Origin of the sequence: Micromonospora sp. NPDC047793 (assembly GCF_040642635.1) — a bacterium.
Classification (GTDB): domain Bacteria; phylum Actinomycetota; class Actinomycetes; order Mycobacteriales; family Micromonosporaceae; genus Micromonospora.
On the sequence record NZ_JBEYSG010000002.1, the window covers coordinates 186,642 to 210,828 of the forward strand.

The following is a 24,187-nucleotide window of genomic DNA, read 5'->3' on the forward strand; positions in this document are numbered from 1 at the left end:
CTGTGCTGGGCCTGCGGAAACGAGCTAACCCGAGGCGTCTGCGAGCCGCGCCTTACGTCGAGCAGCGATCTCGTCAAGGATCCCGCCTCCCGTCGCAGGCTTCCCGGCACCACCGGCCGCCCGCAGTTCCGCCGCGAGCTGCTTCAACGCCAACTGCTGCTGCCGAGACTCCGACAGCACCTTGTCGACGACCACCTGGACTTCACCGTCGTCGCCCATCTCCAGCGACAACCACGACCGGTCCCGGCCGTTGAGGATCGCGTCGAGCCGGTCGAGCCGGTCGACGAGCCGGCACGCTTCCTCGAGCACCACCCGGTTGGCGCCGGTCAGGGTGTCGCCACCCTCGTCCTCCCACAGTCGGCGGCCACGCGACCGCAGCCGGGGCCGATCCGGGGCCGACGGCTGTGACTGTGACGTGACGGGCGTCGTGCCGTCACACCGTGTCGGGTCACACATCGAGTGATCGCCCTTGCGGTGCCTGCGCGACCGCCGAGCCCGCTCAGCGTCACTAGCTGCCATCGGGCACCTCCACGATCTGCCGCACACAGAAAAGCCTGACGGAAGGCGCAGGGTCAGGGAGCCTCACTGCCCGTGACGACCCCACCCCCCTACCGTCGCCCTCCGTCACCACTTGCGTGAGTTGACGACGACGTTCGTGGTTCGTTGGCGCTGAGCTCGTCGTGTGCGCATGCGCTGCTGAGCGATGGCTTGACCAGCGCTGCGGTTGCATGTGCGGTGGGCCAGGCCACGGTAGGTGCGTCGGTCGTCGGTGTGGTCGAGGTCGAGCAGCTTGGCCTCGCTGCGATACATCGGCTTGCCGCAGCGTGGGCAGGGCTGGCCGTCGTGCAGCTGGTGGAGGGCTCGGGTCCGTGCCTGCTGGTGGGCCCAGCCGTAGCCCCGCTGTGTGGTGGTGCCCCTGGTCAAGATGCCCACCCCCTTGTTGTTGCACCCCCTGTTTCGGTGTGCCCTCTTCGGTGGCCCGGGGTGTGCCGGTTCGGTGGTACCGATCAACTGCGGAGGGTGTCCACGATGGCCGGATGCATCCTCACGACCCGCACCAGCAGCAGCCTCGTCCGTCGCACCAGTACCCGCCTCAGCCGCCACCGGTGGTGTATGTGCAGCAGCCGAGCAAGGCGGCAGCGGTGGGTGTGTGGGCGATCTTCTTGTGGATCGCGGCGCCTGCGATTTTGATCGCGCTGTGCTGCGCGGGGTGCCTGTTGGCGGGGTCGCTGAGGTGACCGTGGTGTGCGGGCGGGCCGGAGCACCACTTCCGGCCCGCCCGCTCTTCCCCGCACCCCTGCGCCTCGTCCCAGAACGCAGCCAGCCCGGGAGCCGTGGGGGGCTCGACCGGGCTGTGGGCACACTCCGCCTGTAGCGGTGTGTGAACAAATGATCAGGCTGCGGGCTGGCCTGCGTCAAGCCGACGTGGTCGTCCTCGCGGGTTGAGTCGGGTGGCCCGTTCGATCCGGGCCGTCTCGTCGAGCGGGCTGTAGCCGGCGCGGGTGGTGAGGCCCTTGCGGTCGCGCCAGCGGCGGACCATGGCCTCGGTGACGTCTGCGCCGAGGGCTGCGGCGAGTTCGGCGGGGGTGCCCCACTCGCGTCCGTCGATGGTGATCACTCGGGCCTCCTCCTGGTGACGGGTTAATGAGCGGTATCGGGTCCGGCCCAGAACGACACTTCTGGTGGCATCAGCGCTCGGTCGGGTCGTCGCCGGGCCGGTAGCGGATCACCGCGAACGACCACGGGCCGATGCGGAACAGCCGCCGGTACGTCGAGGCGTGGCCGCCCCGGACGTGCGTCCTGCGGAGTAGCTCGGAGGCGACGCGGGGCTTGCTCGGCCCGTTGATCCACCAGTGCGGGGGGAGCTTCACGGTCGGTCCTCTCGGTTGGGGTGGCCCGGGGCGCGTGCACACCCCGGGCCGGGAACAGGTCAGGCGGTCCAGTAGGTGACCGGGAAGGCGCCCGGCGTGGTCGGCTCGGTGCGCTCCAGGCACCACTCGTCCAGGTCGTCCACCGTGTTGACCATCCAGACGTGCGCGATGGCGTCGGTGATGTCGGTGAGGCTGCGGCGCGACGTCGGCATCGGGTCGGCGATGTCGTCGCCCCACACCTCCCGGGCGTGGCGACGCAGCGCGGCGGCCATCCGGTGCGTGCCGACGTGGCCGAGGGCGATCACGTCGCCGTCCTCGCCGATGTCGGAGATCGGGACGCCGTAGTAGGTGCCGAGCATGTCGAGCGGGGGCGTGGTGCCGGTGGGTAGGTCCCAGGGCGCGGGTGCGGTGATCGTGGGCATGGCGCTCTCCTTCGGTCAGTCGGTGCGGGTCGGTCAGTTGGTCGGGCTCGGCGTGGCCCCCGCGACCGCGCCGATGACGGCGGCCCTGGGCCAGATGTGCGGCACACCCTCCACCGCCCCGGGCTGCCCGCACCGGCAGCCGACACCGGTGCAGCGGCAGTCGGCGGCACACACCACCGTCCAGGCGTCGGCGGGGCCGAGGGTCTGCTCGTAGACGAGCCGGTGCCGGCAGGCCGGGCATTCCACCCCGGTGAGCAGCCGGCGGGCCGGGCCGATGCGCAGGTGCATGCGGACCCGGTCGTCGAGACGAACGAGCAGTCGGGTGAGGGCGGCGGCGGTGCCGGGCAGCATGCCGGGGATCGCGGCGGTTATCCGGTCGAGGGGGTCGCCGTCGCCGGGGAGGTGACCGGCGGGGAGTGCGAGCCTGCGGGTGATGTCGTCGGCCAGCGTCGCCGCCTCGTTGACCCGCTGCCCGCCGGTGATGCCGGAGGCGAGCACGAGGGTGCCCACGGGGTCGCTGTGGCCACCGAGGGCGTGTCGGGAGCCCCAGACCGGGGAGCGGAGCCCGTCGTAGGCGCTGAGGCCACCTGAGGCGTTCTGGGCGGCCTCGTCGGTGGCGTGCTGGGTGAGGGTGCCGCGCGCCTGGTGCAGGGCCCAGGCGGCGGCGGTGGCGTGCCAATGGTGCGGGGTCAACGGTGCTCCCTCAGGCTGTGCGGGTGGCGGTGCTGATCGCGGTGTTCTGTGGCGCGCTGTGGTGCTCCTGTGTGGCGTTGTGTGACTCCCGCGCGGGCTGGTCCGGGTCGGACTGGTCGCCGGTGTCGCACGTCCAGCAGAGCGGATCCTGTCCGGCGGGCAGGGTGCGCGGGTAGGTGGCGCCGCACTGGCGGCAGCGTCCGCCGGCTCCGGCGAGGCCGGCGTCGATGACGGCGCGCACGGCGGTGATGGCGATCTGCTCGGTGTGGACGGGGTCCTCGGCGAGGTGACCCCACGCGGCGGCGAGGGCGGCCTGGACGGCGTCGATGGCCTGCTGCTCCCAGTCGGCGGGGCGGATCGGCTCGTCGGCGGCCGGGCCGATGATGCGACGCAGCTCGTCGAGCGCCTCACCGAGCGTCATCCGGGCGCTGACCGCCGACGCGACCACATGCCCGGACACGAGCTGGCCGCGGTCGCCGTGGTGCAACTGGCGGGCGACGATCTCGTACCCGGCCTCGTCGAGGTTCGGCTCCTGCGCGGGCGCGAGCGGAACCGGGGCGACGGCGTCAGCGGCGCGGATGGCGTCTTCTGCGGTGTCGTAGAGGGCTCGGGGGTGGGCGGTGTTGGTGCGGTCGTCTTCCCAGCCGAGGGACTCCATGGCGGCTAGGACGCGGGCTTCGGGGACGGCGGGCGTTTCTGCGTCGGTGGTCGACGTCTCTTCGGCGGCGTCGTAGGTGTCGAGGGCGTCGCAGAGGGCGTCTTCTTCCGGGGTGGTGTCGTCCATGAGGCCAGCGAGGGATGCTCGCCAGGCCCGGCCTGCTGTGATCACCGCTTCCGTCACCAGCCGGTCACGCTGCTGCTGGAGTCGGGTTACCTCGTGCCGAAGTTGAGCTACCTCGACGGTCAGCTCCATGTTGGCGCGGGTGAGGCTGCGGTGTTCGGCGTGCTGGGCGGCGCGTGCACCCCACTGCGCGGCGTCGGTTTGGGCGGCGTCGCGGGCTGCGGCGAGGCGGGTGATGTGGTCGGCGGCGGTGGCGGGCCCGGTCGCGCCGCTGGCGTTGAGGGCGTGCCACACGTCGGTGAGGGTGGCGAGGGCCTCGTCGCGCTCCTGCTCGGCGCGGGCGGCGCGGGCGTCGAGCTGGTCGCGTTCGACGGCCGTCATGTAGGCGGCGAAGCTGTGGGGCTGGGGGTGGGCCGTCTCGGCGAGGACGGCGTCGCGGCTGGTGGTCTGCTCGGTGGTCATGGCGGGCTCCTCAGGCGGCGTCGGCGGGCAGGTGGACGTCGACGATCGGCCGGTCGAAGGCCGGTTCGTCGCGGTGCGGGCGGGTCGGGGTGGTCTCGATCGGCGGCGGGGTGATGTAGCCGGCGTCGACCAGGAGGCGGATGAGGTTGTCGCCGGTCATGAGGACGTAGGCGTCGCCGGGGCTGGTCTTGCCGCGTCGCTTCACCCAGGCGAGGCCGATGCGGGCGCCGTCGTTGGCGCGCTCGGTCTCGGCTTCGGTGACGTAGCTGGCGAGGGTGGCGGTCTTCTCGTTCTTGCATTCGATGACGACGCCGGGGATGCCGGCGATGTCGCCTCGGTCCTTGGCTCCGTTGAGGGTGCGTCGTTCGGCGTGCGGTACTCCGTGCTGGCGGAGGAATTCGGTTACCGCGCTTTCCCAGGCGGTTCCTTTTCGTTTGCTGGCGCTCATTGGTTTCCGATCAGGTCGTCGAGGGTGAGTTGGATTGCGCCGGTGCATTTGTGTTCGGCGTGGATGGTGCCGGTGAGGGTGTTGGCGGTGATTCGGGCGGCGTCGCGGTGGATGAGGTGTCGGTTGGTGGTGTGTGTGTAGGTCCAGCGGCCTTCGAGTAGGGCGGCGATTTCGGCTTGGCGGTCTGGGAGTGGGGTGGCGTCGACTCGGGCGGGGATGCCGTCGTCGAGGGCGGTGATGACGGGTCGGCGGCAGCGGGGGCAGGTGCCGGGGGTGGCGGTGGTGGAGATGAGGTGTCGGGTCATCGGGGTGGCCTCGGTGGGCGGGGTGCGGGGTTTAGGGCTTTGCCGGGTTTCTGGCGGCCATCTGCGTGTGCCCGCCCCACGAATCCGTGACGCTGTGTAGTCGCTTCGTCATTCGCGGGCGCGCGGGGGACGGAAACAAACCCGGCAAACCCCCAAACCCCGCAACTCACGTCCCGCTCCTGTCCGACTCCGTCCTGATCTGCCACTCTTTGACCCCGTCGCGGTCCTTGCCGACGCAGCGGACAGCCAGACCGCCAGCCCACCGGCCCTCCCGGTTGGCGAGCCACCGCCCGAGCGACTTCGCGATGCCCACCGGACCCTTGGCGGCCTTGGCGGCCTTGGTCGCCAGCTCGTCCGGCAGCGCGTCGGCGGGGATCAGCCCGGGTGCGATGAGGTTGCCGGTGTCGACGTCGCCGAGCAGTTCCTTGGCGGTCCACGACCGGTCCTTGTACGCCTTGTAGGCGGCGGCGAGGAATATCGCCCATTCGTCGTCATCGGTGCCGACTTCGACCTGGGTGGACGCGTGGTCGAATTGGCCTTCGATTCCGGCGACCGAGAGAATGCCTTCGACGGTGCGGACCCATCGGGCGTAGCTGTCGCTGGCCCGCTCGACCGGCAATGGTTTCCCGGCGGCGACCCATGCCCGCACGAGGGTGAGGAGTGCGCAGAGCAGATCGCCGCGTCGCTCTTTCACCCACGATTCCAGATTGGCGATGGCGAAGCCGGTGCGCAGTTCCGGGTTGGGCCGTCCGGGGTCGATGACGGTGCGGATGGTGCGGCGTGGGAGGTCGCCGCCGATGCTGATGTTGTTGCCGGTGACGGTCCACAGGCGGTCGTTGGTGGAGCGGGTCCAGGCGGTGGAGCCGAGTGGCCGGTCATCCCAGAGGTCGGTGGTGAGCAGACCGGCCAGGGTGCTGCTCTTCAGCGCACCGGAGACGTTGTCGAGAACGACGACGGGGCCGGTGGTGATGGAGAGGATGGCGGTGATCTGCTTGCGCAGCTCGGTGTCGTCCTCGGGCATCTCGGCGCGGAACACACCGCCGTGGATCATCCGGGCGAGGTTGGCGAGCAGAGTCTTGCCGGAGCCGGGTTGGTGGGCCTCGATGGCGTGCAGCTTGTACGGCGGCGGCGTCAACGCCCGCAGGAGCGGGGTGAGCAGGGCACCGAGGTAGTTGGCCCGGTAGTGCGCGGACACGAACGGGAACCCGTCGATCATCTCCAGGAGCAGCTTGACGGCGTCGCGGACGTCGCTGTCGGTGGGCTCGTCGGGGACGCGCGGCACGATCAGGCCCGGCTCGGGCAGGTGCAGCAGGCCGGTGGCGGGGTCGTATCCGGGCGCTTCCAGGAGGCTGCCGTCGGGGCGCACGATCGGGGTGTGGATGACGCCGCGCAGCGTCCGCAGGTTGGGCAGCATGTCCGGCACGTCCAGGGGGATGCGAGCCGCGCTGCGGGGGAAGGTGGCCTGGACGGGCTCCCAGTCCTCGCCCTTCTTGACCATGCGGTAGCAGCCGTACGTGTAGGTGATGCGTGAGGCGAGGGAGCTGTCGTTGACGGGGCGGACCTGGGCCGGCCCGTCGGAGTCCAGCTCGCTGTCGGACAGCGGCACGTACCCCTGCTCGCCTTCGCGGGGGGTGTGCACGACGGCGTCGAGGCGGCGGAACAGTCCGGCGAGGCGTCCGCGTCCGGCTTCCTCGCGGAGCCAGTCGGCGGAGATGGCGGGGTTGGTGACCTCGATCTCGGGTGCCCAGATCCGCACCGGACCTGAGGTTGCGGGGGCGGCCGGCGGCGCGGTGGCGGGTTGCGCCGGTGCCGGGCTGGCCGGTGAGGCGGCGGCGGGGCCGAGGATGTCGCGGATCAGCTGGGCGTTTTCGACGGCCGGGTCGGGTAGCGGCGTGCCGTAGCCCTGTTTGCCGAGGGCCCGGGCGGCGGCGGCGTGGTCGGCTCCGAAGTGCAGGGCGGCGTACGCGCCGAACTTCGAGTAGGACTCGCCGCCGTCGAGCGGGGCCGCGCCGGTGGTGAAGACGTGCAGCCGGTCGGTGCCGAGCGCGTTGGTGCTCGCGCTGATGCCGGTGGGCTTGCCGGGGCGGGTCCAGTAGGTGACGTCGTCCTGGGCGTAGTGCTCGCGCCAGCCGGCGGGGGTGAGGATCTGCGACCACTCGGTGCGGGCGTTGAAGTCCTCCCCTGGGGCGAGCTGGCCCGGCGCCCGTGACGTGCTGGTCGCGGTGATGCTCGGGTCGAGTGCCGGGGTCGGCAGTGCGGGTGGGGCGATGCGCTGCATGGCGGCGGCGAGAGCGTCCCGCAGCTGCTCGACGGTGTACCGGTGGGGGGTGGCGTGGGTGATCTGGCAGGGGCGGGTGAGGCCGGCCTTGCGGTTGACCGTGCCGGGGATGCGCAGGACGCGGGCGAGGTCACCGACGCCGCGCCCGTACCGCCATCCCTTGGCGGCGGCGGCGTGTTCGATGACCCGCTGCCAGTCCCGGGCGAGAGCCTTGGCCTGGTCGAGGTTCTCCGCGGTGATGACGTGGGGCTCGGTGAGGAGCCAGATCGGGTACAGGCCGCCGCCGGAGTGCACCCAGATGGTGGGTTCGGGCAGGCCGGTAGCGGCGATGATGTCCTGCCCGGCCTGCGGCGTGGGCGGCAGGTCCTGTTCGGCGTGGCCGGGCCCGGCGAGGTCGACGTCGGCCCAGAGCGCGGGGAGCGCGGCGCTGTCGGCGGCGCCGCCGCGTCCGTTGGTGGGCCGGTCGGTGCGCAGGCTGGTGATGCGCACGTAGATGCCTTCGCGGCCTTCGGCGTCGAGGCGGGTGACGTACGTGGTGGCGGCGTCGAGGTCGCTGAAGGCGCGGCCGTTCCAGTCGTCGGTGGAGCAGATGTGCACGTGGCCCGGGGAGTCTCCGTGGAGGATGCCGAGCCAGCGGCGGACGGCGGCCGGGTCGTACATGCCGCTCGGTCCGGTGACGGTCATCGATGCTCCGATCTTGGTGGGGCCGGCCCCCACCCCGGGCAGGGGCGGGGGCCGGTGACGAACGGTTGAGCGGGGTGGGTCAGAACGGTGCGGGTGCGGTGGGGGCCATGGCGGCGAGGACGGCCTGCTTCTGCACGTCGGGCAGGGCCGCCCACTTGACCGGGTCCATGCCGGGCGGCGGCGGGATCTCGACTGCCGTCTGCTGGATGCCGAGGGACGCGGCGGCGGTCGGCGGCGGGCTGGCCGGCGCGGCGGGCTGGGTGAGCATCGGCGCGGCCGGCTGGGCCGGGGTACCGGTGTCCTTCATCAGGCTGGCCGGGTCGAGGGTGGGCCGGGCGTACTCGGCGGCGAACTCGAACGGGGACCCGGTGGCGCCGGTGCCGCCGGTGCGGCGGACCGCGAGCCGCCCTCCCACCTCCAGGCCGGGGCCGTTGACTCGCTGGATCGCCTCACGGACGGGCCGCATCATCCGCGGCGGGATGTGCAGCTTCCGCTTGCCGTCGTCGAGGGAGTCGGACGGGTCGCGCAGCTCGGTCTGGATGGTGACGACGATCTGCATCTTCGGGTCACCCGACGGCCAGAAGTCGAGCTCGGTGCTCTCGAACTTGGTCATCTGCTCGGCCTTGGGCGGGTCGACGATGGTGCCGAGGACGGTGTAGCCGATCGGCTCGTCCTTCCACTTGATCGACTTGATGCCGCCGCTCATGAGCAGGTCGTTGGCGTCCATTGCTGGCGTTCTCCTTGGTTGGGTTGGTGCGGTCAGGCGATGAGGCCGGACAGCTGCTTGTTGATCTTTTGGTCGGTGTCGCCCGGGCACCCGGTGGCGTCGGCGGGGCCGCCGACGCGACGAAACGGGCACCAGTCGCAGGCCTTGCCCGGGGCGTCCGGGACGGCCGTCCACAGGTCGGGGTTGGCGGCGACGTTCAGGCCGTGGGTGCCGATGAGGTCGTGGGTGGCGAAGTACCGGTCGACGGCCCAGTCGGCGATGTCGGGCCGGTACTCCTCGGTCCACTCGGCGGAGTCGGAGTAGTCGTGGCTGCGGGCGAGGAACACCAGCCGCACGAACCGCACCGGTCTGCCGGCCCGTTCGTGGCCGCGTCCGTAGAGGTGGGCCTGGACTCGGTACTCGGGCTTGACGAGCTGGTCGTTGGGGACGGTGCTGCGCTTGACCTGCCGCAGGGCGGTGACGCCGGTGTACTTCCAGTCGACGACCATCTGGGCGTCGAGGTCGTAGGCGTCGCCGTGGCCGGTGATCGGTTCGACGCCGGGCAGGCCCGGGTCGACGGTCAGCTTCTCCTCGACCAGCCACCGCTCCCGCCCGAGCTGGGCGTTGTGGAAGCGCAGTGCCTCCTCCATCAGCCCGTGCATGGCGGTGCCCTGCATGGGTGCCCACGGTGGCCGCTTGTCCTCCGGCTGCCGGACGATCCCGGCGAGCTTCATGGCGATCTGCCGCTGGCAGGGGGTGCCGAGCTCGGACGGGCCGAGGCGGGTCTGCCGGCTGCGCGGGCGGGACGCGTCGAGTTGGGCGAGGACCTCGCGCATCTCGCTGACGGTCGACGGGGGCGGCCCGGCCGGGCGAGTAGGGCGGGTGGTGTCGGGGTCGCCGCAGCATCGGCCGAGCCATCCGCCGTCACCGTCGGCGCGGATGTCGTCCAGCTCCTCGGTGCGGCTGCCGCAGCCGGAGCAGGTACCCCGGTAGGCGGCGGTGATCCACGGACCGAGCCGGGACGCGCTGTCATCGAGCACGGGCACGGCGGCCGGCGGCGGTTCGGTGGTCGGGGTGCGAAGGTCGGCGATGAGCGCGGCCAGGGCGGCGTCGGAGACGGCGGAGGTCATGCGGTCACCAGCCCGTTGAGGCGGGGAACGATGACGGCCTGCTCGGACGCCCGCGTGACGGCGGTATAAAGCCACCGCTGGCCGTTGACGTGCCCCTCGATCGCCGCGCCGGCCGCGCCGAGGGCCTTGACGTGCTCTCGGTAGGCGGCGCCGTAGAAGACGGACGACTCGTCGACGACCAGCACCCGGGGCCACTGGCTGCCCTGGCTCTTGTGGGTGGTGATGGCCTGGGCGAAGGTGGCGGCGACGATGGTGCCCCGGCCGTCCCGCTTGGCCTGCTTCTCGCCTTCGAGGTCGCGGAACCCGGCGGCCCAGGCGGTGAGGTGGCGGGTGTTGCCCTCGTCGTCGCGGACCACGAGGTGGTGCCGGTCGGTGCGGCCGGTCGCGTCTTCCTGGCAGTCGAGGACGTCGAACTGCTGCCCGTTGAACACCTCCGCCTCGGACGAGTTGGCGAGGCAGATGATGCGGTCGCCGGCCTGCGGCGGACCGAACAGGCCCCGCAGGGCACGGAGCAGGTGCACGGCCTGCCAGCGGGTGGCGTTGCGGCCGACGAGGACCTGGTCGAAGGTGAGTAGCTGCTCGACGCTCATCTGCTCGATGCGGCCGGAGTCGCCGTCTCGGCCGCCGATGCCGTAGTCGCGTTGGCCGGGTGCGCTGTTGCGGATGGTGGTGGCCATCCGGGTGACCGGCGAGTCGAGGGCCGACCGGTGGATTTCGGTGAGGAGGTGGTCGGGTGCGGCGTTGATGAAGTAGCCGCCGCCGTCGACCGGGGGAAGCTGGGCGGGGTCGCCGAGGCACAGGATCGGCCGGTCGTAGCCGAGCAGGTCCCGGGCCATCCGCTCCCCGACCATCGACACCTCGTCGAGGACGAGCAGGTCGGCGTCTTCGAGCTCGGAGCTGTCGCGCAGGATCCAGTCCGGCGAGTCGACCTTCGCCTGCTCGTGGCGGATCTCCTCGCCGAGTCGGAGCCGCTCACCCGGGTCGACGGTTTCGGCGAGTTCCTTGCGGAGTGCGTCGAGCTTCTTCCGGACCTTTTCCACAGGTTGGTAGATGAGGCTGTGGACAGTGGAGGCGTTCTCGCAGCCCTTGCCGCGCAGCACGTAGGCGGCCTTGCCGGTGAACGCGGCGTAGAGGACTCGCTGGACGCCGAGCTGTTCGACGATGTGGCGGGCGAGGGTGGTCTTGCCGGTGCCGGCGTACCCGAACAGGCGGAACACCTGCTGCCGCTCGTCGTCGTCGCGCCCGTACCAGTCGGTGATCTTGTCGATGGCGTGTTCCTGCTGTGGCGCGAACTCCAGGCCGCGGGTTGGCACCGGGGGTGGGGTCGGGGGCGGCTCGGTGCCGACCAGGTCGGCGAGCCGGTACTCGGTGTCGAGGTCGGTCACGTGGGGTCCTTCGTGGTCTCGATGGCGGGCGGCTCGTCGGTGCAGGCGGGCAGGATCTCGGTGGGTGCGGTCTGGTCCATGTCGTCGCGCAGCGCGGCCAGCACCTCGGGCCAGGTGGGCGGCTGCCCCTGGATGGGGGCGCAGGCCGCCTTCAGGGCCGCCCGGTCGAAGTGGGCGGTGGGCTGGTCGACGCCGGCGGGGAGCGCCGTGTCGGCGTAGTGGTGCGGGGCGAGGTGCTGGCGGGTGGCGGGGGCCAGGGGCGTCCAGTTGGCGGCGACCGTGCGCTCCTCGCGCTCCTCCGGGGTGGCGTCGGCGCGGTGTCGGCCGACGTACTCGTCGGGGCGCTGGTTGCGACGGTCGCGCAGCGCCGACAAGGTGATGCCGGTCTTCACGGCTTGTCCTTCCGGGCGGTCTGGGCGATGCGCAGGTCGGCGTGGCGGTCCACCTCGCGGCGAGCAGCGGCACGGCGGCGGGCGGGCGTGGTCAAGAGTGCGGCGGCCAGCGCGGCGGCGGCGTCGGCCGCCATGCGCAGCCGGGACGGGCGGCTCATGCGCCGTACTCCCGGTCGTGGGTGGTGGGCACCTCGGCCAGCCAGGCGTACATCTGCTCGGCCATCGACGGCCTCGGCGTGGTGGCGTCGATCTGCCGTTGGGCGCAGCGGCGCATCCGGGCGATCGCGGCCGTCGTGATGTCCAGCTCGTCGCGCAGCTCCTCCAGGCGGTGGGCCTTGTGGCGGAGCTGGCGCTGCCGGGTGCGGATCCGGGCTGCCTGCCGGGCGCTGCGGGCCGCGTACCGGATGCTGCGGGCGGCGTGCTGCCGGGCGGTACGCCGCTCGACGAGGGCCCACGCGACGGCGGCGGCCAGGGCGACGGCGAGGACGGCGGCGATCACGCGGCACCTCGCAGGGCCGGGTCGACCAGCGGGGCCAGGCCGGGCGCGTGGGGCAGCAGGTGCGCGTACTCGCCACCGGCCAGGTACGACTCCGGCGGCGGGTACACGCCCTCGGCGACCCCGGCCCAGTAGGCGCAGTCACCGTCGTGGAGGTCGCCATCCAGGTGTCCGCACGGCAGATCCGGCACGGTGACGGTGAGCGTCTGGGCGGGGAACACGGGGGTGGTGCGGGGCTGCCAGGGGCCGGGCAGCGGCTGCGGCGGGTGCGTCATGCCACACCACCGGCGGCCTGCGCCTCCAGCTCGGCGATGCGCGCGAGCAGTGCCGCCTTCTCCGCGTCTTCCGGGGCCGGGATCTGGGCGTACGGGTGGACCCGCACAACACCGACCTTGGCCGTCGCGACGCGCTCCCAACTGCCGCCGGACTTCCGGTCCTCGGCCGACACGCCGAACGTGTCGGCGATGGCGTCCACCACCGGCACGTGCACCTCGTGGCCGGCCAAGGCCCATAGGCCGACCGCGATGTGCAGCGTCGGCCCGATCTGCGGTGCGGGGGTACCGGCGAGGGTGGCGAGCTTGTCGGCGACGGCCCGCAGGTCGTCGGCGAGGGTCAGCCAGTAGTCGCTCTCGTGCGGGTTGCAGTTCGGGCACTGCTCGGAGTTGTTGGCGCAGTAGCACTCGGTCGGCTCGTCGGCGGTCAGGCACGCCGCCACGTCGCGTGCCACCTCGGCCGGGCTGCCAGCGGCGATCGGCCACTTGCGGTCCGGCGCCTGGGTGTTGGTGTCGCCACCGAACTCGTCCCAGTGGCGCAGCAGCCAGCCCTCGGTGTCGCGCCAGGACAGGACCGTGGCCGGCATGCCGTCGGCCAGCTCGACATCGGTCAGCCAGACGTCGATGGCCGTGTCGCCGTCGGTTTCGCTGTAGTGGACCTCGATGCCCTCGGCGGCGAGAGCGGCGAGGATGCGGTCGACGCCCTTGTGGCTGAGGTCGATGGTCTGGGGCATGGGATACTCCTCAGGATCTGGCGCTCCGCCTCGTCCTTGTCCGGGATGGCGGGGCGCCGTTCGTGTCCGGGGCCGGATGGCGCCGGGGTGGTGCTCAGGCCGCTACGCGGCGAGCCGTTCACGTCGGCAGGTCTTGCACTCCCGTCGGGCGTAGCCCTTCGCGGTCCGCCGGCTGTACGTGTTGGCCGCCGTGTACTCGTGACCGCGGGGGCAGTGAGTCTTGGCTGCGTTGTGGTGCGGCATCGTGTGCGGGCTGCGCAGCAGGTTCTCCCGCTGCGTCACCGCCTCCAGGTGCGCCGGGTTGACGCACAGCCGGTGGGCGCAGGTGGTGCCGCCCGGGCAGGTGGTGTCGGCGTTGTGGCACTGGTGGTCGACGGTGAGTCCGTCGGGGACGGCCCGGACCATCAGCTCGTAGGCGACCCGGTGGGCGCCTTCGGACTGCTTGCCGAACCGGCCGTACCCGTCGTCGTTCTTGTGGCCGCGCCACGTCCAGCAGGCGTCGGGTCCGCCGGTGGTATCGACCTGAGCGATGAAGGCCCGGAGCCGCAGCGGGTTCACGGTGATCACGCGGCGCTCCGCCGGGTGTCGGCGACCTGCTGGTCGGCCTTGCGGCGCGTGATGGCCAGCTCGATCTCGGCGAGCACCTGGGACAGGTCGGCGGTGACCTGGAGGCCCTCGGGGCTGTCCGGATCGAGGGGCGTCACCTGCGGCACCCGGGGGCCCGACGGCGAGGTAGGGGTGTGCGGTCCGGACGGGGGATGCGTCATGCCGTCACCTCGAACAACTCGTCGACCGTGGTGCCGAGGAGTGAGGCCATCCGCATGGCCACGTCGAGCGTGGGCGTGACCCGCCCGGTCCGGATGCGCCAGAGGGTGGCCCGGTCCAGGTCGAGGGCGTCCGCCCGCCCCTGCTCCGTGTCGGCCAGGCGGCCGGCGAGCGTGTCGAAGACGTCGGTCCGCAGCCGGATCGGCGACTGTGTTGCACTATCGCCTCGGGTCTGTGCTGCATTCATGCAGCAGACGGTACGCCCCTCGCGGCTGATGTTGCAACCATGCAACACATCGTCCGTTCGGCTGATTTGAGGACGGCCCGATTGGCACCTACCGTTGCACCCATGCAACGCGGAGAGAGCAGCTTTCGCCTATTGCGCCGGCGCCGTAGAGAACTGCGGCACGACCGCCGCACCACCCACCCTGATCCACTGCGACCTGCGGATATCCCCGGCTCAGTGCTCTACGGTGTGCACGTGGGCACGTCTCCAGCACCCGAGCGCGGCACGTGGGCCGCATACGTGAAGGCAACCCGCGAGCACGTCGGGATGAACAAATCCGAGCTGGCCCGCCGCCTCGGAATCGACCGGGGAACCATCACCCGGTGGGAGTCCGACAAGAACCGACCCGAGGACGCGACGGTCGTCGAGTCCTTCGCGACCCTCTTCGGCCTCGACCCTGACGAAGCCCTCACCGCCGCCGGACTCCGCAGCGGCCAGATCGCCGACCGACCGGCCCGCGACGTGCCGCTCGACCCCGACCTGCGGATCATCATGCGGCGGCTGACCGACCCCACCGCCAGCGAAGCGGAGCGAGCTACCATCCGGGCCACACTGCGCTACCTCGCCCAGGTCGCCGAGCAGCAGGAGCGCGGCAGCGAGCCCGGCCGCGCTGCTGGCTGATGGCCCGGCGACGCCCACTCGCCGCGGTGCCCGACCGACCCACCCGCGTTGTGCTCTACGTCCGAGTCAGCGCGCTCATGGGGCGCGGCGGCGACGACTTCCACAGCCCCGAGGTACAGACCTCCGCGATGCGCCGAGCCACCACCGGCATGCGCGAGATCGGCGTCATCGACGACATCGACGTCACCGGCACCCACTTCTCACGCGAGGGCATCGACCGCATCCGGGTGATGGCTCGCGACGGGGCGATCGACGCCATCGCCGTCTACGACATCTCGCGCTTCGGTCGTGACGTCCTTGAGAGCCTGCTCGTCCTCCGCGAACTGGCCGAGTCCGGCGTCACCATCATCAGCGCCTGCGAGCACATCGACACCAGCACCCCTGCTGGCGAGATGATGCTCATCAACATGCTCAACCTCGCCCAGTACCGTTCGCGGGAGATCGGCCGATCCTGGTCGGGTGCCATCGCCCGCCGGGCTGAGCAGGGGCGCCACCATGGCCGCCCGCCGACCGGCTATCGGCGCGGCAGTGACGGCCGCCTGGAGATAGACCCGACGCTCGGCCCGGTGGTCGCCCAGGTCTTCGTCGACTACGGGGCCGGTGCGCCCGTGCGGCAACTACGCATGCGCCTCCAGATCGCGACCGGTAACCCCAAGCTGGCCGCGAACAGCATGAAGAAGCTGCTGGCCAACCGCACCTACCTGGGCATCGTGCACAGCCGAGGGGCGGCCGGTGCCGTCGAAACCCCCGACGCGCATCCGCCGCTGGTCGACCCGGAGACGTGGGCGCGCGTCCAGGCGCGCATCGCAGCCGATCGCGTGGTGCATCCGCGCGTCCAGGAGGCTCGGTACAGCCTGTCGGGGCTGGGTCGCTGCGCGGCATGTCAGGGGCACACGAACATCCGTCCCAACCGGAACGGCCCGGAGATGTACTGCCGTGGCCAGTTCGAGAGCGTGAGCCCGTGTGCCGGCTGCGGGCGCCTGCGGCTGGCCAACGTCGAGGCCGCAGTGTTGGACCGGGTGCGGGCGCGCATCGGGCTGCTGCGTGGCGATGTGGCGGCGCGCCGGGCGCACCTTGCCCGGTCGGTGCGGGCTGGCGCGGACGCGGACACGCTCGGGCGCGAGATCGAGGCGACGCGGCGGGCCATGGCCCGCACCACGCAGCGGTGGGCGCGCGAGCAGCTCGATGACCGCACCTACGAGGACACGATGGCCGAGTTCCGGGCCGTCGAGGCTCAGCTGGTGGCCAATCTGGCCGACGCTCGGTCGGTGGTGGAGACGGCCGACCCAGACTCGGTCGTGGCGCTGGGGGAGAAGCTGCTGGTGCTGTGGCCCGACATGACGTCGCCCGAACGCAACCGCTCGCTGCGGCAGGTGCTGGTGACGGTCACGATCCGCCCGGCGGCCTTCTACCGCGAGCCGGCAGGCGACCGCGTTGAGGTGCTCTGGCGCTGACCGACGTTTGGTAGCCAGTACCGACGTGCTGGTGAACGGCGTACGCGTGTGGGTCGACCGAGGTCAGGGGCTGCACCAGGTCCCGGTGCCGGTGGGCACCGTGGACGACGTACGCCGGCTGGCGCAGCGGCTCGCCGCCGGAGCCGGACGCCGGCTCGACGACGGTGCGCCGTGCGTCGACGCCCGGCTGTCCGACGGCACCCGGATGCACGCCGTGCTGCCACCGGTGGCGACCGACGGGCCCTACCTGTCGTTGCGGACCTTCCGGCAGCGGCCGTTCACCCTGGACGAGCTGGTCGAGCAGGGTGCGGTGGCCCGGCCGGTCGCGCCGATACTCGCCGCCGTGGTGGCGGCCCGCCTCGCGTACCTGGTGATCGGCGGCACCGGCTCCGGCAAGACGACCCTGTTGAACACGCTGCTCTCGCTGGTGCCGGGCACCGAGCGGATCGTGCTGGTCGAGGACGCCGCCGAGCTTCGGCCGGTGCACCCGCACGTGGTGGGGTTGCAGGCCCGTACGGCCAACGTGGAGGGCTCCGGCGCGGTCGGTCTGAGTGAGCTGGTCCGGCAGGCACTGCGGATGCGGCCCGATCGGCTGGTCGTCGGCGAGTGCCGGGGCGGCGAGGTGGTGGACCTGCTCGCCGCACTCAACACGGGCCACGACGGTGGCGCGGGAACACTGCACGCCAACGCCCCGTCGGACGTACCCGCCCGGTTGGAGGCGTTGGGGCTGCTCGGCGGACTGCCCCGTCCGGCGTTGCACGCCCAGGTGGCGGCGGCCCTCCAGGTGGTGTTCCAGATTCGCCGTACGCCGCAGGGGCGGCTGTTGGAGTCGGTCTGCCTGCTTCTGCCGGAAGGGCCGGATCGGCTGGTGACTGCGGTGCCCGCCTGGATCCGGGGTCGCGGGCTCGGGTTCGCGGGGCGGGCGCTCGGCACCATGATCAAGAATCGGGACGTCGCGGTGCCGCCGATCCTGTCCGAGCCATGGCCCGGGTCTGCGGGTCCGGCATGAGCGGCGGATACCTGTGGGTGGCCGGGATACTGCTCGGGCTCGGCGTGGTCGCGATCCGGCCGGTGCGCACCCGGATGTTCCCGGGCCGATCGCGCGACAGGCGGGCCGACGACCCGCTGATCGACTGGGTGGCCACACTACGGTCGGTGGGCGAGCCGGCCCCGCTGAGCGACACGTCCTGTGTGGTCCCGCCGCCGGCTTCCCTGCGACCTGCGACGACGCGTCCCAACCCACCGAACTCGGTCGTGGCGTCCCGCCCGCCTGGCCGCAGTGACGGGCGCCGACCGATCCGCCCCGACAGCACGCCGTCACCACCACCGGCAACGCGACCGGGCGATGCATCGCTCCTGATCGGGGCCGGAGTGACCCGGTGGCCGGTCGACGCGACGGCGGACCGGGACGACGGATCCGCACCGGCGGCGGAGGCGACACCCGCCACGCACCGGATGGGCCCGACCGGCGAGGGGCAGCAGGGCCGCAGGCGGCACACGCCGCGCGCTCGCCTGGCCGGGATGTCGTACCCACGGGTCCTCCTACTGACCGTGCTGCTCGGCGCGACGGTGGGTGGTCTGCTCGGCGGTCCGGTGGCGGCGGTCGCGGTGGCCGGTTACGGCGCCGTGGGCGTACGGGCCCTGCTGCGGCACCGCGCCACGGCCCAGCAGGCACAGGCGCAGCGGGAGCGGTTGGACCAGCTCTGCGCCCTTGCCGCCGACCTTCGGGCCGGGCTGCCGGTCCCGGTGGCCGTGGCGGCGCTGCGCCCCACCGGCCCGGTTCGGGTCGGCATCACCACAGGACGGGCGACAAGCGACGGCACGAGCGGCGCCGGGGGCCGGGCCACCGGGGGAGTGGATCTCCTCGACGATCGACCGGGACGGCTGGCCCAGGCAGCGGTGCGGTTGGCCGACCGGACCGGCGCGCCGCTGGCCGAGCTGGTCGAGCGGATCGAGGCCGACGCCCGGTCGACGGACCGGGGACTGGCTGCGGCGGCGGCCCAGGCAGCCGGGGCCCGCGCCACCGCCTGGCTGCTTGCCGCCCTGCCGGTCGGTGGCATCGCTCTCGGCTACGGCATCGGGGTCGACCCGCTCCAGGTGCTGCTGCACACCCCGATAGGTGGTGCCTGTGCGGTCGCGGCCGTCGTGCTCCAGGCGGTCGGACTGCTCTGGGCGGACCGTCTCGGCGCCACGCCGGCCGGAGCAGGCTGATGCCCCGCCCGATCGCTGCCGCCCTGACCGGCAGGACGTTGGACCTCGCCCACAGCACGCTCGACACGGCCCACCGCACGCACGACCGCGATGCCGGCACGGTCGCCCTGACCGGTAGCGCGTTGGACCTTGCCGACAGCACGCTGGTGGCGGCGATGCTGGTCGGTGTCGTCCTGGTCGCCGTGGTCCTGGTCGGCCGGCATCGACCTCGGCGGCGGTTGCGCCGGTTGGCCGGCGCGAGCCCGTCCACTGCCGTCCACCGTCGTCGTGGCGCCGACCGTCCGGGCGGACCTGTGGGCGCTGTGGGCTCGTCGAGGTCCGATGTGCAGGTGATGACGGGGCCAGCAGCCGCCGGTGCCGCATCCGGCCGTCGGGTGGACCGGGTGCGACTCATGGCCGGACTGGCGGGTGTGGCCGTGGCCGTCGTGGTCGGGGGATGGCCGGGCCTGGTGGCGGCGCTACCCACCGCGCTCCTGCTGGATCGCTTGCTCCGGCGGATCGAGCCGCCGGCGGACCGGAACCGGCGACTGCGGGCCGTCGCCGATCTTCCGCTCGCCGCCGACCTGCTCGCCGCCGCGCTCCGGGCGGGCGCACCGGTGGAACGCTCGGTGCTCGCGGTGGCGGACGCGCTGGGTGGTCCGCTCGCCGACCGGCTCGGCCGGGTCGGCCGCACGCTGCAACTCGGCGGTGGGCCGCAGGAAGCCTGGGCACACCTGGCGACGGTGCCGGGTGCCGAGCGGGTCGGTGCCGCCGCGATCCGCTCGGCCAGCAGCGGGGCCGCGCTGGCCGGTGCCCTCACCCGGCTCGCCGACGACCTGCGCGCCGACCGGGCCATCGCGATCGAGTCGGCGGCTCGCCGCGCGGGCGTCCTGATCGTGCTGCCCCTCGGCCTCTGCTTCCTGCCCGCCTTCATTCTCGCCGGTCTGGTGCCGGTGATCGTCGCCGTGCTCGGCGACGTGCTGTGAACACATCGAGAAGGGACGAACACGTGCGCAGAATCCTCGCCCGCCTTCGCGGGGACGCCGGGATGAACACCGCCGAGTACGCCGTCGGCACGCTCGCCGCAGTGGCCTTCGGAGGTGTCCTGCTGAAGGTGCTGACCTCCGACAGCGTGCAGTCCGCGTTGACCGCCGTCATCGACCGGGCCCTGAAGTGACCGGGCGCCGGCCGGCCGGTCGTGACCGGGGGTCCTTCACCGCCGAGATGGCGGCCGGTCTGCCGGCGCTGGTGCTACTCCTGCTGGTCGGGCTGACCGCGGTCAACGCGGTCAGCACCAGGGCGGCCTGCCTGGACGCGGCCCGGGAGGCGGCACTCGCCGCCTCCCGGGGCGAACCGGGCGAGAGCGCCGCTCACCGGTACGCGCCTCCCGGCGCGGAGGTGGCCGTCGTCGTGGACGACGAGGTGGTCCGGGTGACCGTGCGCGCCCCGGTGCGTGCCCTCGGCACCGACCTGCCCGCGATCGTCGTCGTGGCCACGGCGGTGGCGGCCGTCGAGCCCGGAATCCCGGAGCCGAGGCCGTGACGGTCGCCCGGCGCCCGAACCCTTTCGCCGGGGCATCGTCTCGGTGTGGGCGGCGCGTCGGCGGGCGGGACCGAGGCGGGGCGACCGTCTGCCTGCTCGCGGTCGGGCTGATCTTCGTGATCAGTGGGATCTTCGGCGCGGGCATCGGCGCTGCGCGGGTGGCGCGTCACCAGGCACGGGTCGCGGCCGACTTCGGTGCGCTCGCCGGAGCGGGCCGGGCGCTGCACGACGAGTCGCAGGCGTGTGCCCGAGCCGCCGAACTCGTCGTCGCCAACGGTGCCAGGCTGGTCCGGTGCCGGGTCGACGGGATCGACGTGCTGGTCACCGCCGAGGTGGCGGTGCGGCCGCTGCCCGGGATCTCCCGGATCGCCACGGCCACCTCCCGGGCCGGCCCGATGCGGGGGTGAGCGGTTCCCGCCCCGGGCGGGAACACGTCGGGAGCACGCTGGCCGGGGAGCCGGTTCGCCACCGGCGGACGGCGAACCGGCTCGCCGTCCGCCGAGAGCGATGACGACGAAACCCCGACGACGGGGCTCCACGCGCCAGCTAGGCCCGCACGACGACGAGGCCCGCACGACGACGAGGTCAGGGACGCGCGGACCCGTGAAGCCGAGGCCCGTGGCGCGAGCGCCCGTGCCGCCGCAGGGCCACTACGTCGAGGTCAGCGGCCCTGGAGCGCGTCGAGTGCGACGGCCATGGCGATCACCAGACGGCGGTCGATCTGCGGGTGGTGGATCTCGACGACGTAGCGGTCACGCAGGCCCCACTTCTTCACCACCGAGAAGACCGGCTGGCCGCCGGCGACGAAGTCGAAGTGGTAGGGCAGCCAGGACAGCGACTCGGCGAACCTGCGCAGCACCGCCACCGGCATGCTGCGCTCCTGGCCGACGATGTTCGGCAGGCCGGCCTGCTCGACGTGCCACGTCGAGCGGAGCAGGGACTGCGCGAAATCCTTGCGGAACAGCCCGATCGGGGTGCCGGCGTGGTCGGTGACGTCGTACGTGGCACCGAGGTCGAGACGCTGACGGGCCTTGAACCCGAGCAGCGGCTGCTGCTTGGAGTCGTCGGTGTAGATGGTCACCTGTTCCTTGAAGGCGAGCCGCTTCTGCTGCGCGAAGGCCAGCAGACCGCCCTCGGAGCCGTCCGGCGCGACGCTGTGCACCTCGTACTGGTTGACCATGAAACGCAACCGCTGGCGGATGTGGAACTGGTGCTGCGCCTGCAGGCTGTCGAGCTGCATCAGAATCTCCTCGTTCGTGGTGCGCCGGAGTGTCGCACAGCTCGGCAAGCGGCCCGGCGCTGAGTGTCAGGTCAGCGGACGCCGTCGACAGCCGACCGGTGGGTCCAGGTGGTGAGGAGCTGGTGGATGGTACGCAGTCGCTCGTTGATCTGGTCCAGCCGTTCGGCCTGGGCCAGGGTGGCGAGCGCCGTACCGAGGGCGATCTGCTGGTCGATGTCGAGTTGCTCCTGGTCGATGGTGTAGAGCAGCTCGACGGTCTCGGCGATGGTGTCGGCCACGGCTCCTCCTCCATGTGCGGCGGCGACGACGGACGATGATCACGGCGCTCGATGGAAGCGCTCCCAGCCATCAATGCCCGAAGCGGCCGGATCTCATGCCTGCCCGGTCATTCCGGCAGGTTCGCCAGCACCACGTTCAGCACCGTGACCGCGTCCGGCTTGGAGAGCGGGTTGTTGCCGTTGCCGCATTTCGGCGACTGCACGCAGGAGGGGCAGCCGTGTTCGCAGCCGCATTCGGCGATCGCGTCCCGGGTGGCGCGTAGCCAGGACGACGCCATGCCGTACGCCCGCTCGGCGAAGCCCGCGCCGCCGGGGTGGCCGTCGTAGACGAAGACCGTCGGGGCCTCGGTGTCCGGGTGCACCGCCGTGGACAACCCGCCGATGTCCCACCGGTCGCAGGTGGCCACCAGCGGCAGCAGCCCGATCGCGGCGTGTTCGGCGGCGTGCAGCCCGCCCGGCACGTCGGCCGGGTCCACCCCGGCTGCCGCCAGCGACTCGGGGGAGAGGGTGAACCAGACCGCGACGGTACGCAGCTCCCGCGCCGGCAGGTCCAGCGGACGGGTGTCGATGACCTCGCCGGTGGCGATCCGCCGCCGCTGGTACGACACCACCTGGCTGGTGACGTCCACCTCGCCGAGGAACAGCCCGACCGGTCCGGCGTCGACGTACGAACGCACCGACACCACCGACAGTGAGGTGACGTCCCGCGCGTGGGTGGACCAGTCCGGCTCCTCGGGGTGCACCAGCGCGCACCCGTCGTCCAGATCGAGCGAGTCGACCACGTACGACACGCCCTGGTGCAGGTAGACCGCCCCGGAGTGCAGCAGGAAGTGCGCCGAGCCGCCGTCGACGGTGCCGAGCAGCCGACCGGTCGCCGCCTCCACCACGCAGACAGGTGCGCCGCCGTCGCCGCGCAGGTCCACCTGGGGGCGCTCGCGGTGCCGCCAGTACCAGCCGGTCGGCCGCTGCCGCAGCGCGCCCGCCTCGACCAGCGCCGCGACCGTCTCCTTCGCGCCGTCACCGAAGAGTGCCAGGTCGGCGTCGGTCAGCGGGGCCTCGGCCGCGGCGCAGGCCAACTGCGGCCCGAGCACGTACGTGTTCGCCGGGTCGAGCACGGTGGCCTCCACCGGTGCCCCGAACACCGCTTCCGGATGGTGCACCAGGTAGGTGTCGAGCGGGTCGTCCCGGGCGATCAGCACGGCGAGCGCCTCCTGGCCGGATCGCCCGGCCCGTCCGGCCTGCTGCCACAGCGACGCCCGGGTGCCGGGATATCCGCAGATCAGCACCGCGTCCAGGCCGATCAGGTCGACGCCCAGCTCCAGGGCGTTGGTCGAGGCGAGCCCGAGCAGGTCGCCGTGCAGCAGCGCGCGTTCCAGTTCCCGGCGTTCCTCGCGCAGGTAGCCGCCCCGGTACGCGGCGACCCGGTCGCCCAGCCCGGGGACCGCCTCGTCGAGGCTGCGCCGGGTGCTGGTGGCGACCACCTCGGCCCCTCGGCGGGACCGGACGAAGGCCAGGGTGCGTACGCCGGAGGCGACGGTGTCGGCGAGCAGGTCGGCGGTCTCCCGTAACGCCGACCGCCGGACCTGGGTCAGATCGGCCGCCTCGTGGAGCGGCCCGCCGGAGGGCGACCCGGCGGGCGTCGGGTCGCCCGAGGCGGACCGGGCAGGCGTCGAACCGTCCGCGCCAGAGCCGGCGAGGGACCGGCCCGTGAGGGACCGACCGGCGGGAGGCGGGCCGCCGGCAGCGGAGTCGGCGGGTGCCGCACGTGAGGCGGGTGCCGGGCGGGGGGCGGGGATCGCGGCCGGGTCGGGCGGGAGCAGGGGCGGCTCCCAGAGCGCGAAGGTCACCCCGGCTCTCGGCGAGGTGTCCTCGGTGACCGCCGTCACCGGCAGGCCGGTCAGTCGCCCGGCTGCGGCGGCGGGGTCGCCGGAGGTGGCCGAGGCGAGCACGAACGTCGGGCCGGGGTCACCCGTGGCGGGGCGGTAGCGGGCGCACTGCCGCCGCAGCCGCCGCAGTACGTGGGCCACGTGCGAGCCGAACACGCCCCGGTAGACGTGGCACTCGTCGACCACCACGTACGCCAGTCGGCGCAGGAAACCCGACCACTGGGCGTGGCCGGGCAGGATGCCGTGGTGCAGCATGTCCGGGTTGGTCAGCACGAACCGGGAGTGCCGGCGGATCCACTCCCGTTCGGCGCGCGGGGTGTCACCGTCGTAGCAGGACGGGCGTACGCCCTCGATCTCCAGCGTGGCGACGGCGCGTAACTGGTCGGCGGCGAGCGCCTTGGTGGGGGCCAGGTAGAGCACCGTGGCGCGCGGGTCGGCGAGCAGGGTGGCCAGCGCGGGCAGTTGGTACGCCAACGACTTGCCGGACGCGGTGCCGGTGGCCACCACGACGTGCCGCCGGTCGTACGCGATCTCGGCCGCCTCGACCTGGTGTCGCCAGGGCGTCGTCACCCCCCGCCGGGCGTACGCGGCTCGCAGCTCCTCCGGTGCCCAGTGCGGCCACGGCACCGCGATCCCGGAGCGGGGTGGCACCCGCTCGATGTGGGTGATCGGGTCGGTGGTGTGTCGCTGGCGCAGCCGGCGCAGCAGCTCGCCCGGCGGCGGTCGTTCCGGGCCGCCGCCGGCGGACACGGGAACTGCCGGGGTCACGTTCTGCACTCTCGCACTGGTGTTCGGAAATGGGAAATCGTCGCGTCTGCAGGTCGGGACCGGCCCCGTGAGTCGTCAGGCGCCTTCGGGGGTAATGG

At 72.7% G+C, this 24,187-nt stretch carries 31 protein-coding genes and 1 pseudogene; 8 read left to right on the forward strand and 24 right to left on the reverse strand.

The features are described 5' to 3' along the window. Positions 1-24: 24 nt before the first annotated feature. The 21 genes from ABZ738_RS05555 to ABZ738_RS05655 form a co-directional block, all read right to left on the reverse strand. The gene (locus ABZ738_RS05555) at positions 25-456 is read right to left on the reverse strand and encodes a hypothetical protein (protein ID WP_357211298.1); all 432 of its coding nucleotides are present in this window, start codon (positions 454-456) and stop codon (positions 25-27) included. 168 nt (positions 457-624) lie between these two features. Next, positions 625-924: a hypothetical protein gene (locus ABZ738_RS05560; RefSeq protein ID WP_357211300.1), complete on the reverse strand. Its 300-nt coding sequence runs from the start codon at positions 922-924 to the stop codon at positions 625-627. Positions 925-1,393: 469 nt separating this feature from the next. Beyond that, a complete protein-coding gene (locus ABZ738_RS05565; protein ID WP_357211302.1) occupies positions 1,394-1,618 on the reverse strand; it encodes a hypothetical protein in 225 nt (74 codons plus the stop codon). Between the two features lie 70 nt (positions 1,619-1,688). Further along, complete coding sequence (locus ABZ738_RS05570) at positions 1,689-1,871, reverse strand: hypothetical protein (protein WP_357211305.1); 183 nt, start codon at positions 1,869-1,871, stop codon at positions 1,689-1,691. Positions 1,872-1,930: 59 nt separating this feature from the next. Continuing rightward, positions 1,931-2,293 carry a hypothetical protein gene (locus ABZ738_RS05575; RefSeq protein ID WP_357211307.1) on the reverse strand — a complete coding sequence of 121 codons (363 nt, stop codon included), beginning with the start codon at positions 2,291-2,293 and terminating at the stop codon, positions 1,931-1,933. Positions 2,294-2,326: 33 nt separating this feature from the next. Further along, the gene (locus ABZ738_RS05580; RefSeq protein WP_357211308.1) at positions 2,327-2,986 is read right to left on the reverse strand and encodes a hypothetical protein; all 660 of its coding nucleotides are present in this window, start codon (positions 2,984-2,986) and stop codon (positions 2,327-2,329) included. 10 nt (positions 2,987-2,996) lie between these two features. Beyond that, complete coding sequence (locus ABZ738_RS05585; protein ID WP_357211310.1) at positions 2,997-4,229, reverse strand: hypothetical protein; 1,233 nt, start codon at positions 4,227-4,229, stop codon at positions 2,997-2,999. A gap of 10 nt (positions 4,230-4,239) precedes the next feature. Beyond that, on the reverse strand, positions 4,240-4,677 hold the full coding sequence (locus ABZ738_RS05590; protein ID WP_357211312.1) for a hypothetical protein: 438 nt from the start codon (positions 4,675-4,677) through the stop codon (positions 4,240-4,242). Then, a complete protein-coding gene (locus tag ABZ738_RS05595) occupies positions 4,674-4,982 on the reverse strand; it encodes a hypothetical protein (protein WP_357211313.1) in 309 nt (102 codons plus the stop codon). The genes ABZ738_RS05590 and ABZ738_RS05595 overlap by 4 nt, the downstream gene beginning before the upstream one ends. A gap of 166 nt (positions 4,983-5,148) precedes the next feature. Beyond that, positions 5,149-7,944 carry a hypothetical protein gene (locus ABZ738_RS05600; RefSeq protein ID WP_357211315.1) on the reverse strand — a complete coding sequence of 932 codons (2,796 nt, stop codon included), beginning with the start codon at positions 7,942-7,944 and terminating at the stop codon, positions 5,149-5,151. 79 nt (positions 7,945-8,023) lie between these two features. After that, a complete protein-coding gene (locus tag ABZ738_RS05605; protein WP_357211318.1) occupies positions 8,024-8,671 on the reverse strand; it encodes a hypothetical protein in 648 nt (215 codons plus the stop codon). 32 nt (positions 8,672-8,703) lie between these two features. Further along, positions 8,704-9,780, reverse strand: a complete 1,077-nt coding sequence (locus tag ABZ738_RS05610) for a hypothetical protein (protein WP_357211321.1) — start codon at positions 9,778-9,780, stop codon at positions 8,704-8,706. Beyond that, on the reverse strand, positions 9,777-11,165 hold the full coding sequence (locus ABZ738_RS05615; protein ID WP_357211323.1) for an AAA family ATPase: 1,389 nt from the start codon (positions 11,163-11,165) through the stop codon (positions 9,777-9,779). The genes ABZ738_RS05610 and ABZ738_RS05615 overlap by 4 nt, the downstream gene beginning before the upstream one ends. Next, positions 11,162-11,557, reverse strand: a complete 396-nt coding sequence (locus ABZ738_RS05620) for a hypothetical protein (RefSeq protein ID WP_357211326.1) — start codon at positions 11,555-11,557, stop codon at positions 11,162-11,164. Before ABZ738_RS05620 ends, ABZ738_RS05615 begins: the two co-directional genes overlap by 4 nt. After that, on the reverse strand, positions 11,554-11,715 hold the full coding sequence (locus ABZ738_RS05625; protein WP_357211329.1) for a hypothetical protein: 162 nt from the start codon (positions 11,713-11,715) through the stop codon (positions 11,554-11,556). The genes ABZ738_RS05620 and ABZ738_RS05625 overlap by 4 nt, the downstream gene beginning before the upstream one ends. Then, positions 11,712-12,056 carry a hypothetical protein gene (locus tag ABZ738_RS05630; RefSeq protein WP_357211331.1) on the reverse strand — a complete coding sequence of 115 codons (345 nt, stop codon included), beginning with the start codon at positions 12,054-12,056 and terminating at the stop codon, positions 11,712-11,714. The genes ABZ738_RS05625 and ABZ738_RS05630 overlap by 4 nt, the downstream gene beginning before the upstream one ends. After that, the gene (locus ABZ738_RS05635; protein WP_357211333.1) at positions 12,053-12,328 is read right to left on the reverse strand and encodes a hypothetical protein; all 276 of its coding nucleotides are present in this window, start codon (positions 12,326-12,328) and stop codon (positions 12,053-12,055) included. Before ABZ738_RS05635 ends, ABZ738_RS05630 begins: the two co-directional genes overlap by 4 nt. Next, entirely contained in the window at positions 12,325-13,059 is a 735-nt protein-coding gene (locus ABZ738_RS05640; protein ID WP_357211335.1) for a hypothetical protein, read from the reverse strand. Before ABZ738_RS05640 ends, ABZ738_RS05635 begins: the two co-directional genes overlap by 4 nt. A gap of 102 nt (positions 13,060-13,161) precedes the next feature. Then, positions 13,162-13,626 (reverse strand): HNH endonuclease signature motif containing protein, encoded by a 465-nt coding sequence (locus ABZ738_RS05645; protein WP_357211338.1) that lies wholly within the window; start codon positions 13,624-13,626, stop codon positions 13,162-13,164. Then, positions 13,623-13,826, reverse strand: a complete 204-nt coding sequence (locus ABZ738_RS05650) for a hypothetical protein (protein WP_357211340.1) — start codon at positions 13,824-13,826, stop codon at positions 13,623-13,625. Before ABZ738_RS05650 ends, ABZ738_RS05645 begins: the two co-directional genes overlap by 4 nt. Beyond that, positions 13,823-14,071 (reverse strand): helix-turn-helix transcriptional regulator, encoded by a 249-nt coding sequence (locus ABZ738_RS05655; protein WP_357211342.1) that lies wholly within the window; start codon positions 14,069-14,071, stop codon positions 13,823-13,825. Before ABZ738_RS05655 ends, ABZ738_RS05650 begins: the two co-directional genes overlap by 4 nt. Before the next feature lie 102 nt (positions 14,072-14,173). On the opposite strand from ABZ738_RS05655, the gene ABZ738_RS05660 reads away from it, so the two are divergent. The 8 genes and pseudogenes from ABZ738_RS05660 to ABZ738_RS05695 all read left to right on the forward strand — a co-directional run bounded on the left by ABZ738_RS05660 (position 14,174) and on the right by ABZ738_RS05695 (position 20,324). Then, entirely contained in the window at positions 14,174-14,731 is a 558-nt protein-coding gene (locus tag ABZ738_RS05660) for a helix-turn-helix transcriptional regulator (RefSeq protein ID WP_357211344.1), read from the forward strand. A gap of 26 nt (positions 14,732-14,757) precedes the next feature. Next, a complete protein-coding gene (locus tag ABZ738_RS05665; protein WP_357211346.1) occupies positions 14,758-16,185 on the forward strand; it encodes a recombinase family protein in 1,428 nt (475 codons plus the stop codon). Positions 16,186-16,204: 19 nt separating this feature from the next. Next, a pseudogene (locus tag ABZ738_RS05670) lies at positions 16,205-17,194 on the forward strand (TadA family conjugal transfer-associated ATPase); the annotation flags it as partial. Further along, positions 17,191-18,396, forward strand: a complete 1,206-nt coding sequence (locus ABZ738_RS05675; protein ID WP_357211349.1) for a hypothetical protein — start codon at positions 17,191-17,193, stop codon at positions 18,394-18,396. The pseudogene ABZ738_RS05670 and the gene ABZ738_RS05675, both read left to right, overlap by 4 nt. 155 nt (positions 18,397-18,551) lie before the next feature. After that, the gene (locus ABZ738_RS05680; protein ID WP_357211769.1) at positions 18,552-19,361 is read left to right on the forward strand and encodes a type II secretion system F family protein; all 810 of its coding nucleotides are present in this window, start codon (positions 18,552-18,554) and stop codon (positions 19,359-19,361) included. Between the two features lie 62 nt (positions 19,362-19,423). Beyond that, a complete protein-coding gene (locus tag ABZ738_RS05685; RefSeq protein WP_155217386.1) occupies positions 19,424-19,552 on the forward strand; it encodes a DUF4244 domain-containing protein in 129 nt (42 codons plus the stop codon). A 47-nt stretch (positions 19,553-19,599) separates the two neighbouring features. Further along, positions 19,600-19,917, forward strand: coding sequence for a TadE family type IV pilus minor pilin (locus ABZ738_RS05690; protein ID WP_176095624.1), 318 nt, complete (start codon positions 19,600-19,602; stop codon positions 19,915-19,917). Next, a complete protein-coding gene (locus tag ABZ738_RS05695; protein WP_357211352.1) occupies positions 19,914-20,324 on the forward strand; it encodes an Rv3654c family TadE-like protein in 411 nt (136 codons plus the stop codon). Before ABZ738_RS05690 ends, ABZ738_RS05695 begins: the two co-directional genes overlap by 4 nt. Before the next feature lie 254 nt (positions 20,325-20,578). Here ABZ738_RS05695 and ABZ738_RS05700 read toward each other — a convergent pair whose 3' ends face one another. The 3 genes from ABZ738_RS05700 to ABZ738_RS05710 form a co-directional block, all read right to left on the reverse strand. Continuing rightward, positions 20,579-21,157, reverse strand: a complete 579-nt coding sequence (locus ABZ738_RS05700) for a hypothetical protein (protein ID WP_131057193.1) — start codon at positions 21,155-21,157, stop codon at positions 20,579-20,581. Positions 21,158-21,228: 71 nt separating this feature from the next. Next, positions 21,229-21,435: a hypothetical protein gene (locus ABZ738_RS05705; RefSeq protein ID WP_131057191.1), complete on the reverse strand. Its 207-nt coding sequence runs from the start codon at positions 21,433-21,435 to the stop codon at positions 21,229-21,231. Positions 21,436-21,542: 107 nt separating this feature from the next. Continuing rightward, positions 21,543-24,089, reverse strand: a complete 2,547-nt coding sequence (locus ABZ738_RS05710) for a DEAD/DEAH box helicase (protein WP_357211356.1) — start codon at positions 24,087-24,089, stop codon at positions 21,543-21,545. Positions 24,090-24,187: the final 98 nt, after the last annotated feature.